12 protein-coding genes and 1 pseudogene are annotated in these 13,279 nt (G+C 70.5%); 7 read left to right on the top strand and 6 right to left on the bottom strand.

The window, feature by feature from the left end; translation table 11 throughout:
• Positions 1 to 10: 10 nt before the first annotated feature.
• The 3 genes from ACFYZE_RS21545 (at position 11) to ACFYZE_RS21535 (ending at position 1,482) form a co-directional block, all read left to right on the top strand.
• The gene (locus ACFYZE_RS21545) at positions 11 to 508 is read left to right on the top strand and encodes a hypothetical protein (protein ID WP_388996303.1); all 498 of its coding nucleotides are present in this window, start codon (positions 11 to 13) and stop codon (positions 506 to 508) included.
• A gap of 55 nt (positions 509 to 563) precedes the next feature.
• Positions 564 to 1,028, top strand: a complete 465-nt coding sequence (locus ACFYZE_RS21540; RefSeq protein WP_388996300.1) for a helicase-related protein — start codon at positions 564 to 566, stop codon at positions 1,026 to 1,028.
• A gap of 211 nt (positions 1,029 to 1,239) precedes the next feature.
• Positions 1,240 to 1,482 carry a DUF5302 domain-containing protein gene (locus ACFYZE_RS21535; RefSeq protein WP_388996297.1) on the top strand — a complete coding sequence of 81 codons (243 nt, stop codon included), beginning with the start codon at positions 1,240 to 1,242 and terminating at the stop codon, positions 1,480 to 1,482.
• A 708-nt stretch (positions 1,483 to 2,190) separates the two neighbouring features.
• Here ACFYZE_RS21535 and ACFYZE_RS21530 read toward each other — a convergent pair.
• The 4 genes and pseudogenes from ACFYZE_RS21530 to ACFYZE_RS21515 form a co-directional block, all read right to left on the bottom strand.
• Positions 2,191 to 2,489 (bottom strand): annotated as a pseudogene (locus ACFYZE_RS21530) (SCO5918 family protein).
• A gap of 76 nt (positions 2,490 to 2,565) precedes the next feature.
• Positions 2,566 to 2,901 (bottom strand): hypothetical protein, encoded by a 336-nt coding sequence (locus ACFYZE_RS21525; RefSeq protein ID WP_388996694.1) that lies wholly within the window; start codon positions 2,899 to 2,901, stop codon positions 2,566 to 2,568.
• Between the two features lie 151 nt (positions 2,902 to 3,052).
• Positions 3,053 to 4,567, bottom strand: coding sequence for a DEAD/DEAH box helicase (locus tag ACFYZE_RS21520; RefSeq protein ID WP_388996294.1), 1,515 nt, complete (start codon positions 4,565 to 4,567; stop codon positions 3,053 to 3,055).
• 247 nt (positions 4,568 to 4,814) lie between these two features.
• Positions 4,815 to 5,021 carry a cold-shock protein gene (locus tag ACFYZE_RS21515; RefSeq protein WP_020943091.1) on the bottom strand — a complete coding sequence of 69 codons (207 nt, stop codon included), beginning with the start codon at positions 5,019 to 5,021 and terminating at the stop codon, positions 4,815 to 4,817.
• Between the two features lie 592 nt (positions 5,022 to 5,613).
• Here ACFYZE_RS21515 and ACFYZE_RS21510 point away from each other — a divergent pair.
• Both ACFYZE_RS21510 and ACFYZE_RS21505 read left to right on the top strand, forming a co-directional pair.
• On the top strand, positions 5,614 to 6,102 hold the full coding sequence (locus ACFYZE_RS21510; protein WP_388996291.1) for a GNAT family N-acetyltransferase: 489 nt from the start codon (positions 5,614 to 5,616) through the stop codon (positions 6,100 to 6,102).
• Positions 6,103 to 7,118: 1,016 nt separating this feature from the next.
• Positions 7,119 to 7,463, top strand: coding sequence for a MerR family transcriptional regulator (locus ACFYZE_RS21505; protein WP_388996288.1), 345 nt, complete (start codon positions 7,119 to 7,121; stop codon positions 7,461 to 7,463).
• A 268-nt stretch (positions 7,464 to 7,731) separates the two neighbouring features.
• On the opposite strand, the gene ACFYZE_RS21500 is transcribed toward ACFYZE_RS21505, so the two are convergent.
• Positions 7,732 to 9,417 carry a ribonuclease J gene (locus ACFYZE_RS21500; protein ID WP_388996285.1) on the bottom strand — a complete coding sequence of 562 codons (1,686 nt, stop codon included), beginning with the start codon at positions 9,415 to 9,417 and terminating at the stop codon, positions 7,732 to 7,734.
• 327 nt (positions 9,418 to 9,744) lie between these two features.
• Between ACFYZE_RS21500 and panD the strand changes: the two genes are divergently transcribed.
• On the top strand, positions 9,745 to 10,167 hold the full coding sequence (gene panD, locus ACFYZE_RS21495; protein WP_388996282.1) for an aspartate 1-decarboxylase: 423 nt from the start codon (positions 9,745 to 9,747) through the stop codon (positions 10,165 to 10,167).
• Positions 10,164 to 10,832: an aspartate/glutamate racemase family protein gene (locus ACFYZE_RS21490; protein ID WP_388996279.1), complete on the top strand. Its 669-nt coding sequence runs from the start codon at positions 10,164 to 10,166 to the stop codon at positions 10,830 to 10,832. The genes panD and ACFYZE_RS21490 overlap by 4 nt, the downstream gene beginning before the upstream one ends.
• A gap of 748 nt (positions 10,833 to 11,580) precedes the next feature.
• Here the strand turns inward: ACFYZE_RS21490 and gndA are convergent.
• Entirely contained in the window at positions 11,581 to 13,020 is a 1,440-nt protein-coding gene (gndA, locus tag ACFYZE_RS21485; protein ID WP_388996276.1) for an NADP-dependent phosphogluconate dehydrogenase, read from the bottom strand.
• Positions 13,021 to 13,279 lie beyond the last annotated feature (259 nt).

Raw genomic sequence — 13,279 nt, 5'->3', positions numbered from 1 at the left:
GGTGTTGGTCGTGGGAAGCCTGCTGAAGGGCGTTCCCGGGGTGCGCTGGGGGAACCTGCGAGGTGCGCAGGCACCCGCCCGGGACATCCCGCCGTTGCTCTCCCGAATCGCGTGGGGCGGCGAAGATGTCGCCCGGCTCGCCATCGATGACCTTGGTGACTGCATCTGCGCCTTGGGGTTCGTCGTCGGCGAGGCCACGGCCCCGACCGTCCCCTTCCTCCTGGAACTGGCCGAGGCTCCCCATGTGCCGTGCAAGCCGGAGTTGTTGGAGCTGCTGGAGAAGATCTATCGGACTCGGACGTGGCACTCATCGGCCGTCGCCGCGGGCGGGCCGAAGCGAAAGAACTTCCAGGAGCAGCCCGGGTGGGAGGTCGCTGCCCGGGAGGCGGTCCTCCGCGGACGGCCGGTGATCGAGGCCCTGGCCGACTCCGTGCTGCCCGAGGTCGCCGATGCGGCTCGTCGGCTGCTGCGGGCCATCGACGAGGATCCGGGGCTGCCCGAGATCTGACCTGGTGTCTCGTGATCCGGTTCGTGTCACCTGAAGCCCTTCGACTCGTAGGAAATTGCGGGAAGTCAACGGCGAGATCACCGCTCTGGTGGCGACCGATGTCGCGGCCCGTGGCCTGCACGTCGAGGGCCTCGATCTCGTGGTCAACGTCGACCCGCCCACGGACCCCAAGGACTATGTGCACCGGGCCGACCGCACCGCCCGCGCCGGTGAGCCCGGCAGCGTGGTCACGCTCGTGCTGGCGGGCCAGCGCCGCGAGACGAGCCGCATGATGGCCGGGGCCGGCATCGAGCCGACCGTCACCAAGGTGCGCTCGGGCGAGGCGGAGCTGAGCCGGATCACCGGCGCCAAGGCTCCCTCCGGCCCCCGCTCGACGGTGGGGCCGCCGTCCCCGGCCAAGAACAGCAACGCTCCCTTCCGCGGCCTCGGCACCAGCAAGGACACCTCCCGCGGTGCCGGCGGCAAGTCCCGAAAGGCTGGCGAGGCCCGCAAGGCCGCCCTCGTACGTCCCAACGGCTGAGACCCGTTGCCCTGTCAGCGAGTCTCCTGGCCACGGGATCGACTGCCCTCTGCCCGGCCCTGAGCCCGTCCTGCGCCCCCTCTTCGAAGCGAACGCCCTCGGCCGCGAGAGAGAAACCGGCCGAAAAGGAGCAGGACGATGTTGCTGGCGTCCCGGGCCTCGCCCGGCATGACAAGCTGTGCTGGCCCACCCCCGAACCCAGGAGGTCACCATGACTGAAGAGCCCGTAATCACGGAAGGTTCGGAGCCGGCTGCCCCCGAGACGTCCCCTCTGTCGCCGGACAGCGACGGTAACTACGACCTCAAGCGCAGGTTCCGTGAAGCCCTGGAGCGCAAGCGCGGTGCGCAGGGGGACGCGGCCGATGTTGCCGCCAACCCGGATGCGTTCAAGGTGCGTGCAGCGCACGGCCCGGCTGCGAGCCAGCGGTCGTTCAGGCGCAAGAGCGGCGGCTGAGTCGATCAGTCCCGCAGTCCGGCCGCCTTACCGGCACTCTGCGCGCTGTCCACTGCCGTGCCCGGTGCCGTGGCCCGCAACGTGCGCATGTCCATGTGCGCGTTGCGGGCGAGGCGTAGCCGGCGGTCTCGGCTGAGACAGGGCCCAACTACGGCCGGCGCGGGTTGGTGGCGCCGGTGCACTGTCAAGATCCCGTAGGTTTGCTCGACCCTTCACGGTCGGCTCCGTGAGCGGCTGTTGTCGAAGGGCAGGGTGCCGCCAGCCCTTCTGAATGAGGCTTGCTCAGCGGTCCTCGGCGCGCCTCGCACGCATGCGGCGTCCGGGCACGCGCGCGGCCCGTCTGGCCGGGCCGGTGGGGTGGTAGGGGAAACGGTGACACCGCGGCTGGGTGGCGAGACGGACAAGTTCGGCAAGCGCCATGAGGGAGCCTGGACGATCGGGGGTCATCCGCCATGGCACCCTTGCCATGGGCGTCCCGGTAACGGCTAGGGCCGGCCGCACCGGTTGTCGCCGGGCAGTCCCGCGACGACTACCGGGCCGGCGGGTCTACCGGCCTCGTGCGGCCTCGGCGGCTCATTGCCGAACCGTTGGCCCCTACGGGACGTGGTTCGCGCGTCCGGCCCGCCACCAGCCGGTGCCACATCCTTCGGTGCCTTCGGTGTTCCAACCCGCGGACGGCAATTCACCTGCCGTCGATTTCGGAATCGCTCACCGGCCCAGCGCGCCGTCGTCCGTCCGCGCATCCCAGCTTGGCGCGACCGGGCGCGCGTCGTGGCAGGTGAAGCCGAGTCGGGTCAGCGCCCGGCGCATCTCGGCCACGGCGAAGTCACGGCGAAGTCACGGCCATTCTGCCCGGTGATCACTTCGTCGACCTGCATCACGGGGTAGACGCGGCGGTCGATGGTGACAGACACGCCGGTGGCGGGTTCGGGCGGGACGCCGGTCACGGACTGTTCGACCTCGATCCTGGTCAGGTCGAAGGGGTACCAGGCGATGACACAGCGCATGGCTGCCTCCACGAAGTGGGGGAGAATGCCGGGACGGTGACCGGGTGACGGCGGTCGGGCGGGGTCGGTACGACCGTCAGGGCGTGAGAGCGAGCACGCCCAGGGCGTAGCCGTGTTCGTCGATCACGGGGGACACGTCCAGCGTCCGGATCCGCATGGCGGCCTCCGCCTCACCGAGTACCGATGTGGACGAGGTGAACGGTCCCCGGTCGAGTGGGATGTCCCGCAGCCGCGTCCGGTCGCTGTACCACGAGCCGCCGCGGTGTGCGGCGAGCTGCGCCCAGGTGACCAGTCCTGCGCACCGACCGTCCTCGTCCTGGAGGAGCAGATGCGGGACACGCGCACCGATGAGCACGGACAGGGCCACGTCGACCGCCATGTGGTCGTCGACCTGCGGCCCGGGAGCATGCATGGCGTCGCGGGCGGTCAGACCGGTGCCGTCGGCGCTGGCGGGCTGCTGTGTTCGGGGCGGAAACGTCGTCAAGGGCTTCTCCTCTTCGTCGGGGCGGGCAGGACGGGCGACGACTCGTCCCGACCGCAGGGAGCGCTTCCCCGGGCTTGAGCTATGGATTGTTCCTCGGTGCAGGCCGACGGCCCCGGGCGGCGGCCCTGGGCCGTCGGCCATGGCCGGCCCCCTGGTCGCTCCTCCCACGGCCGGCGGCCCGGCTCCTGAGATGCCGGCCGACGGATTCCTTGCCCTCGGGTCGTCCTTCGACCGGTGCGGCGAGGACGACGGGCACGCCGGAGGGGGCGCGGGCGCCGGTGATGCGCTGCAGTTCGGCCTCGCCAGGGCGGATCCGGGCGAGGCGCGGAGCGATTCCGGCGTCGCCCATCAGACGGTCCACCGCTCGCCGCTGGTGCGGCAGGACAAGGGTGACGACGGTGCCGGACTCGCCGGCGCGTGCGGTACGGCCTCCGCGGTGGAGGTAGTCCTTGTGGTCACCGGGCGGGTCTACGTTCACGACGAGGTCGAGGCCCGTGACGTGGATGCCGCGGGCGGCGACGTTGGTGGCCACCAGGACCGTGACATGGCCGTCCTTGAACTGGGCGAGCGTCCGGTTGCGCTGTGACTGGGACTTGCCACCGTGCAGGGCCGAGGCTCGTACCCCGACGGACAGCAGGTGCTTGGTGAGCCGGTCCGCCGCGTGCTTGGTGTCCAGGAACATGAGCACGCGTCCGTCGCGGGCGGCGATCTCGGTCACGGCGGTGTCCTTGTCAGCGTCGCGCACATGCAGCAGGTGGTGCTCCATGGTGGTGACGGCTCCCGCGGACGGGTCGACCGAGTGCACCACGGGGTCGTGGAGGTAGCGGCGTACCAGGAGGTCGATGTTGCGGTCCAGCGTGGCCGAGAACAGCAACCGCTGGCCGCTCGCCGGAACTTGGTCGAGCAGCAAGGTCACCTGCGGCATGAAACCCATGTCGGCCATCTGGTCGGCTTCGTCCAGCACGGTGACGGCGACCCGGTCCAGTCGGCAGGCCCGCCGCTCGATGAGGTCCTTGAGGCGGCCGGGCGTCGCCACGACGACCTCGGCGCCGTCGCGCAGCGCACTCGCCTGGCGGCCTATCGGCATCCCGCCCACTACGGTGGCGAGCCGCAGCCGTAGGGCGCGGGCGTAGGGGGTCAGCGCGTCGGTGACCTGCTGGGCCAGTTCCCGGGTGGGGACGAGGACGAGGGCGAGCGGCTGCCGGGGCTGGGCCCGCTGCCCGTCAAGACGGGCCAGTACCGGCAGGCCGAAGGCGAGTGTCTTGCCCGAGCCCGTTCGACCTCGGCCCAGGACGTGCCGGCCGGCCAGTGCGTTCGGCAGTGTGGCCGCCTGGATCGGAAAGGGCACGGTCACGCCCTCGGCGCCGAGCGCGGCCAACAGCCTTGCGGGCATGTCCAGTTCGGTGAACGTCTCGACCGCCGGCAGCGGCTCGGTGAGGGTGACCGGCAGGGCGAACTCCTGTCGGCGCGGGGCGGAGCGTGCGCCCTGGCCAGTCTTTCGTCCGGTGCCTGGGCGGGGGCCCTGGCGGGCCGTCCCCTGCGTACGGAAGCGGCTTCCGGAAGTGGTGCCGGGGCGACGGGGGGTGCGGTTCATGGAAGAACCTTCCTCGATGCGGCGTATCGAGGAATTCCGTCCAGCGGCGATGACCGCACGAGGATTCGCAAGAATGAGCCGAAGAAAAAAGAAGCGCCGGGCCTCGTGCTGCTGAAGCGGGGGAGCGGCCGGCGGTCCGGAAAATCCGGAAAACGGGAAAAGCAATGAGCTGGGGCCCGTACCCCAAGAGCACGGGCCCCAGCCACATGATGCGCGAACCACTGGCTCGCGACGATACGCGTCAGCGTCAGGCGGGAACGATGTTCTCGGCCTGCGGGCCCTTCTGGCCCTGCGTGACGTCGAAGCTAACCTTCTGGCCTTCCTGAAGCTCGCGGAAGCCACCGTTGCTGATGATGTTCGAGTAGTGGGCGAACACGTCAGCGCCGCCGCCCTCCTGCTCGATGAAGCCGAAGCCCTTTTCCGCGTTGAACCACTTCACGGTGCCAGATGCCATATTGAATCTCCCTTGGGGGGCAGTGCCGGACTCCGCACTTTGCGGAGCCGAGTCGCCGCGATGATCACCCCTCCGGAAAAATCCGGAAAGCTCTGCAAAGAAAAAAATCTCTGGCAACCAAAACCGCAACTGCTCTCACGTTAACACAGGTCGGATGGAGACGGTCATGCGTTTTCGGCTGCGTCCGGTAATTATGCTCCCGCGCCGGGGCGGATTTCTGTAGTGGCGGGACCAGGTATCTGCGCCGCGCTCGTCCAGCTTCCGGTTTTGTCCCGGTTCAGACGCAGGGCGTCGTCGAGCTGGTCCTCAAGGGAGACGATGCGGCACGGGGGCCTCGATGGGGGTGCCCTGGTCGACAAGCTCAGGGTGCGGGCGGCGGCGCGCAACCGGCGGCGGTAAATAACGGCGGTGGCCGCCTTCCGTGCCCGCAGCAATGGGCAGTGCTCTCGGGCGATCCGGGCGCCCCCGGGTCCCGACGGCGCAGGTCATGCGGGTGCGGCTTGTGCATCGTCGCCGGGAGCGGTGCAGGAACGCCTGCCCGAGCAGCCGACCCCTTCGCACGAAGACACCCACGGTGCGAAATACTCTTCCGATGAGTTCACGCACCTCCCCGATCAGCCAGCAGGTCACCATACGGAGGGCCGTCGCGCGGGATGCCAAACGGCTCACACGGCTCGTGCGTGGCTCCGGCGCCTACGAGGGTAAGTACGCAGCCGCAGTCGCGGGCTACCGGGTCGGCCCTGATTACATCGAGGCCCACCGCGCCTTCGTGGCCGTCGGCTCCGACGAGCATGGAGGCCGGGTCCTCGGGTTCTACTCGCTCGTGCTCGCTCCACCGGAGCTCGACCTGCTGTTCGTCGCCGACGAAGCGCAAGGACGGGGTATCGGACGACTGCTCGTCGCGCACATGCAATCCGAGGCCCGTGCCGCCGGGCTCGACCGCGTCAAGGTCGTGTCGCATCTTCCCGCCGAGGACTTCTACCACCGCGTCGGTGCGATACGGACCGGGACCGCCCTCGCGAACCCGCCCGCCGTCCTGTGGGACCGTCCCGAATTCGAGTTTCGCATTCCTTCGGAATGACGCGGTGTGCCGGTTCGCAGGGCACCGGCTTCGCCTGCATGGCGCGCTCCGCCTGTGCCGTCGTCCTGCCCTGGCGAGGGGATCGCCTGCGCCGGCGGCCTCTCCCTCACCCGAGGCCGATGATCTGGAAGAGGCGTGCGACGGAGGCACGGGGCGCTGCCGGTCGTAGCCGGCCCCCGGCGCTTCGCGCGGTTCGGTGGGTGGAGAGTGTTGACACCGCTGGAGTCCATGATCGTGACGGTCTGGAGATCGTGAGGCCACCGCACAGGAACTCACCGTCGATCGGGGAGCGGTCGGCGAGCGCATCACGGCCCGGATCCTCCTGGATGTCTGAGCCCGTCCCCGGCGCCGGCCGAAGGGCACTCCGGACGTGGCACGGGCGCGGCCACGTCTCGCAGGTTCTCCAGTCGGAGAGCCGTCCTGATCGGGGCCCTCGGCGCGGGGTCGTGACGGTGGACGTACGCGGCTTGGGACGCCGTTGAGCGTGGGGGAGCACCGGGCCGGTCTCACCGAGGACTGCTGTGCAGGAAGGGGGGACCGCCATTCGAGCGGGCACTCTTCTGGTGTATCTGCGGTAGAAGCAGACGCACACTCCATGCAGAAAAACTGTCGTGGCGACAGTAGACATTCCGCCGTCACAGGGTTAGCGTTGTCTTCGTACCCAGAAGTCGAAGTGGGCACAGCAGGCACGAACTGCTGTGCAGGTAGACCAGAAGGACACGGCCCCAGCAGGGCTGTGAGCAGCATCCGCGGTATCCGCGTAATCGAAAGGTAAGGAGCAGGACGCCATCAGGATCGCCCGGGCGAGGAAGCAGTCCGCCCGGGTACCGCAAGGCCCCGGATTGGAAGGTGGTCCCCGGTCACGCATCCGCGATCCCCGCAACCCCGCCCTCCCGGGCGGCACCTGCGGAAAAAGAAGGCCGGCGCAGTGCGCCGGTAGATGGTGTTGAAAGCTCGGGGCCCGGGTGCCGTACTGGCACCCGGGCCCCCCGACGCGTCCCCGAAAGAAGAGGTCTATGCCGCCTGCCGGTTCCCGTCCCGTCGGCCCTCTCGACGATGACAACTATCCCGCCTACACCATGGGCCGCGCCGCCGAGATGCTCGGCACCTCCCCTGCCTTCCTCCGTGCCCTCGGTGAACACCGCCTGATCACCCCGCTGCGCTCCGACGGCGGCCATCGCCGCTACTCCCGGTACCAGCTGCGCATCGCTGCCCGCGCCCGCGAACTCGTCGACCAGGGCACCGCCATAGAGGCCGCCTGCCGCATCGTCATCCTCGAAGACCAGCTCGAAGAGGCGCAGCGCATCAACGAGCAACTGCGCGCCGAGGGCCGCAAGCCTCAGCCGAAGACATCGACCTGATCAGAACGCCCGAACCCGAGGCACCCGATGCACCGCAGGCGGACGAGGCCGCTGAGGGACCGAACCGCCGTTCCGCGGCTCGGGCGGGCTCAACGCGCCACCGGACTCCACGGAAGAGAGAACCACGAGCGGGCGTGGTGCATGTAGTGGGTGCCGAGGGGCGAGCCCGGGGAAGAAGGAGTGGCAACCGATAGGGGCGGCACCGCCCGGGAAGTCCGACGTGGGCGGTGCCGCGGCCGGCACGGGGACCGTGCTGCCGGGCTATGGCTCAGGCGTCGATGATGACGGGGATGATGAGGGGCTTGCGGCGGTGGGTGCGGAAGGCCCAGTTCGCCACGGCGCGGGCGATGAGTTGTTCGAGTTGGCGCGCGTCCCCGACGCCTTCCTCGGCTGCGGTGGCCAGGGTCTTCTCGATGACGGGGATGACCGGCTCGAAGGTGGCGTCGTCGTGGACGAAGCCCCGGGCCAGGAAGTCGGGGGCCTCGGCGAGGGCGCCGGTGTCGGCGTCGACGATGGCCACCACCGTGACCACGCCTTCGGCGGCGAGGGTGAGGCGGTCCTTGAGGGATGCTTCGGTGGCGCCGCCGACCTCCATGCCGTCCACGTAGACGTTGCCGGCGGGGACCTTGCCGGTGATGGATGCGCGCCCGTCGACCAGGTCGACGACGACGCCGTCCTCGGCGATGACGACCCGGTCGGGGTCGACGCCGGTACGGACGGCGAGGTCGGCGTTGGCCCGCAGGTGGCGCCATTCGCCGTGCACGGGCATGACGTTGCGGGGCTTGACGATGTTGTAGCAGTACACGAGTTCGCCGGCGCTGGCGTGTCCGGAGACGTGCACCTTGGCGTTGCCCTTGTGGACCACGTGGGCGCCCCACCGGGTGAGTCCGTTGATCACCCGGTAGATGGCGTTCTCGTTGCCGGGGATGAGGGAGCTGGCGAGCAGGACGGTGTCGTCCTTGCCGATGCGGATCATGTGGTCGCGGTTGGCCATCCGTGACAGCGCGGCCATCGGTTCGCCCTGGGAGCCGGTGCACACCAGAGCGATCTTGTGATCCGGGAGCTTCTCCAGTTCGTTCGTGCTCACGACCAGACCGGAGGGGACCTTCAGATAGCCCAGGTCACGGGCGATGCCCATGTTGCGGACCATCGACCGGCCGACGAAGGCGACCTTGCGGCCGTGCTGGTGGGCGGCGTCCAGGACCTGCTGGATGCGGTGCACGTGGCTGGCGAAGCTGGAGACGATGACCCGGCGCGGCGCGGTGCGCATCACCTGCTCGATCGCCGGGTTCAGCTCTCGCTCGGAGGTGGTGAAGCCGGGTACTTCGGCGTTGGTGGAGTCGGTGAGGAAGAGGTCCACGCCCTCCTCGCCGAGGCGGGCGAAGGCGCGCAGATCGGTGATGCGGTCGTCGAGAGGGAACTGGTCCATCTTGAAGTCGCCGGTGTGCAGCACCATCCCGGCCCGGGTGCGGATCGCGACCGCGAGGCTGTCGGGGATGGAGTGGTTGACCGCCACGAACTCGCAGTCGAAGGGCCCGAAGCCACGGCGGTCGCCCTCCCGCACCCGCACCGTGCGCGGGCGGATGCCGTGTTCCTTGAGCTTGGCCTCCAGGAACGCCAGCGTCAGCTTGGAGCCGACGACCGGAATGTCGGACCGCTCGCGCAGCAGGTACGGCACGCCGCCGATGTGGTCCTCGTGGCCGTGGGTGAGTACCACGGCCACGACGTCGTCCAGCCGGTGCCGGATCGAGGAGAAGTCCGGCAGGATCACGTCCACGCCGGGTTGCGTCTCTTCGGGGAACAGCACGCCACAGTCGACGATGAGCAGCTTGCCCGCGTGCTCGAAGACGGTCATGTTGCGGCCGATCTCACCCAGGCCGCCCAGGGCGATGACCCGCAGCCCTCCTTCAGGAAGGGGCGGGGCGGCTTTCAGCTCGGGGTGCGGATGACTCATACCCTGACGGTACCCGGAGAGCGGGACAGGTGATCCATTGCCTGTGTGGTGACTTCGTGGGTCGCGCGGGCGGTGAGCACCCCGCCCGCCGAGGCGGGTCAGCGCGCCGCCATGAACATCGGCCGCGCGGGACAGCCCAGAGAGTCATGCCGCCCCCGAGCGCCCTCAGCACCCTCTGAGTAACCGTCAGGAAAGTCGGCAATCGGTCAGTGTGAGTCCTGAAACACCTGGGGACGGCTGACCGAACATGCGAATCGTTGTACGCTCCGAAGACCGCCCTTGACCTGCAAAAAGCGGGCAGGGAGCAGACGAGTCGGGAGTATCTCCGTGTTTCGTACGATGTTCAAGTCCAAGATCCACCGTGCCACCGTCACCCAGGCCGACCTGCACTACGTGGGATCGGTGACCATCGACGCCGACCTCCTCGACGCCGCCGACCTGCTCCCCGGGGAGCAGGTCCACATCGTCGACATCACCAACGGTGCCCGCCTGGAGACGTACGTCATCGAGGGCGAGCGCGGCTCCGGTGTCATCGGCATCAACGGGGCCGCGGCCCATCTCGTCCACCCCGGTGACCTCGTGATCATCATCAGCTACGCCCAGATCTCCGACGCCGAGGCACGGGCCCTGCGACCTCGGGTGGTGCACGTGGACGGCGAGAACCGGATCGTGGCACTGGGCGCCGACCCGTCCGCCCCGGTACCGGGTTCCGACCAGGAGCGCAGCCCGCAGGCCGTGGCCGCCCGGTGACCGCGCACACCGGCCCGCTCGCCCTGCTGCACACCTCGCCCGTCCACATCCCCGTCTTCGAGGCGCTGCGCGACGCGGCCCATCCGGGGCTCGCCCTGCGGCATCACGTGGCGACGGAGCTGCTGGACCGCGCCCGCGCGCACGGCCCCGGCGCCGTGGCCGACGACGTCCGGGACGTCCTGCGGGAGGCCGTCGCGGCGGGCGCCCGCGCTGTGCTGTGCACCTGTTCGACCATCGGCGCGGTCGCCGAGGGGGCGGACGTCGGTGTGCCGGTGCTGCGCGTGGACCGGCCGATGGCCGCGGCCGCGGTGGCCACAGGGCCCCGGATCGTCGTCGTCGCCGCGCTGGAGAGCACCCTGGAGCCGACGGTCGCCCTGGTGCGCGAGGAGGCGGCGGGCCGAGGTCCCGTCGAACTGCGCACCCTGCTCGTCGACGAGGCGTGGGCGCGTTTCGAGGCCGGGGACACCGACGGCTACCTCCGCGTGATCGCCGACGCCGTCGACTCGGTCACCGACGCGGACACGATCGTCCTCGCCCAGGCGTCCATGGCCCCGGCACGGCAGCTGACCACGACCACCGTCCCGGTCCTGTCGAGCCCGGAGCCAGGACTCGCCGCTGCGGCCGTCGCGGCGGCACATGGTCCCCGGGACGGTTCACAAGGCTGACCGGTGGCCGACGCCGCCGTGCGGTGTGCCCGACCGGCCGCAGCGGTCCGCGGCGGCCTGGTCGGGCCTCGCCCCGTCCCGCGACGGGGGGAGTGCCCGTATGGCGGCCGGGTACCCGGGGGACAAGTCCAGGCCGACGTACGACTGGCTGGAGGACACGATGACGCATCCGTTCCCCGATCCCGCACAGCCGGGACCACCACCCGGACCGGGACCGACCCCGGGACCGGAGCCGACCCCCGAACCGGGCCCCGCGCCGGGGCCTGAGCCCGCGCCCCCGGAACCGGGGCCCACGCCACCGGGACCGGAGCCGACACCTCCGGCACCCGGCCCCACACCGCCGGGACCCGAGCCGGTGCCGCCGGGACCGGGTCCCGACCGCCCGCAGCCCGAACCGGGCCCCGACCGCCCGCACCCCGGCCCGGGGCCGGTGCCCACTCCGGAGCCGCCCCCCTCGCCGATCCCGAAACCGCCGGGCCCGGACCCCGTCCCCGAACCCGGAGAACCGGGGCCGCCCCTCTCGTAGGACGACCCGGCACGGAAAGCACGCCGGCCCGGTGCACGGGCGGAAAGCCTGCGCACCGGGCCACTACCGTGCCCGGCCACTGCTGCACTCGGTCGCTGTCGTAGCCCGCCCACTGCCGCACTCGGCCGCCGGCAGACCGGCACGAGGGGACCGGCGGACCCCAGAGCCGCCCGGCCCTCGGGCGTGCCTCCGAGTTGCCCGACCTCCGAGCCGCCCCGCGTCCTACGCCTCGACCTCGGACCGGTCCCCGCCCCACAGCGTGTGGAACGACCCCGCACGGTCCGTCCGCCGGTACGTGTGCGCGCCGAAGAAGTCACGCTGCCCCTGGGTCAGCGCGGCCGGCAGCCGCTCCGCGCGCAGGGCGTCGTAGTAGGCGAGGGCCGCGGAGAAGCCCGGCGTCGGCACGCCCTGGCGGGTCGCGGCCACCAGGACCTCGCGCCAGTCGTCCTGCGCCGCGGCGATCTCCTGCGCGAACGTCTCGTCCGACAGCAGGCTCGGCAGGTCCGCCCGGGCGTCGTACGCCGCTCGGATGCGGTCCAGGAACGCCGCGCGGATGATGCAGCCGCCGCGCCAGATGGACGCCACCTCGCCGAGGTCGATGTTCCAGTCGTACTCCGCGCTGCCCGACGCGATCTCGTGGAAGCCCTGCGTGTACGACACGATCTTCGACGCGTACAGCGCCTGCTCCACCCGGTCCGCGAAGGCCGCCGCCTCGGACCCGCCGAGCGGTGACGCCTTCGGCCCGGCCAGGCCCCGCGACGCCTCGCGCAGCGCCGTGTGCCCGGACAGCGAGCGGGCGAAGACCGCCTCCGCGATACCGGACACCGGCACGCCGAGGTCCAGCGCGATCTGCACCGTCCAGCGGCCGGTGCCCTTCTGCTCCGCCTGGTCCAGGACCACGTCCACGAACGGCTTGCCCGTCGCCGCGTCCACGTGGGAGAGCACCTCCGCCGTGATCTCGATCAGGTACGAGTCCAGGCGGCCGGTGTTCCAGGTGCGGAAGATCTCCGCGATCTCGGCGGGGGAGTAGCCGGCGACGTCGCGCAGCAGCTGGTACGCCTCGCCGATCAGCTGCATGTCGGCGTACTCGATGCCGTTGTGCACCATCTTCACGAAGTGCCCGGCGCCGTCCGGGCCGACGTGGGTCACGCACGGCGCGCCGTCCTTCGCCTTCGCGGAGATCTTCTCCAGCATCGGGCCCAGCGACTCGTACGACTCGGCCGAGCCGCCCGGCATGATGCTCGGCCCGTGGAGTGCGCCCTCCTCGCCTCCGGAGATGCCGGTGCCGACGAAGTGGATGCCCCGCTCCCGCAGTTCCTTCTCGCGGCGGCGGGTGTCCGCGAAGTGCGCGTTGCCACCGTCGATGATCATGTCGCCGGGCTCGAGCAGCGGCGCGAACTCCTGGATCACGGCGTCCGTCGGCCCGCCCGCCTTCACCATGATCATCAGTCGCCGTGGCCGCTCAAGCGCCGCCACGAAGTCCTCCGCGGACTCGGTCGGCACGAAGTCGCCTTCGTGGCCGAACTCCTTCACCAGCTCATGGGTCCGTGACACGGTCCGGTTGTGCAGGGCGACCGCATAGCCGTTGCGCGCGAAGTTACGGGCGAGGTTGCGGCCCATGACCGCGAGACCCGTGACGCCGATCTGGGCTGAAGTGCTCATAACGGTTGGCTCCTAATGGTCCTGGAATCGGCGGTGCCGGTTCTGTGCGGACGACATCATCGAAGGGTGGTGCCGCTCGTGCTGGTCAGTATTGCCCGGTGACCATCGTGACGCGCCGGTACACCCGCCGCACATCCGGAATCTCCCGCCGCGGAGCAGGCGCCACGCGCGCACCCCGGCAGTTCCCTCCGCCAGCCGCAACCGGGCGCGATTCCCGGCCAGTTGACGCATCGGAGCGACCGATTCCCCGTCTTGTCAT

This window comes from Streptomyces sp. NPDC001796 (genome assembly GCF_042892355.1).
Lineage (GTDB): Bacteria > Actinomycetota > Actinomycetes > Streptomycetales > Streptomycetaceae > Streptomyces.
This window is presented reverse-complemented; position numbering and strand designations above follow the sequence as displayed.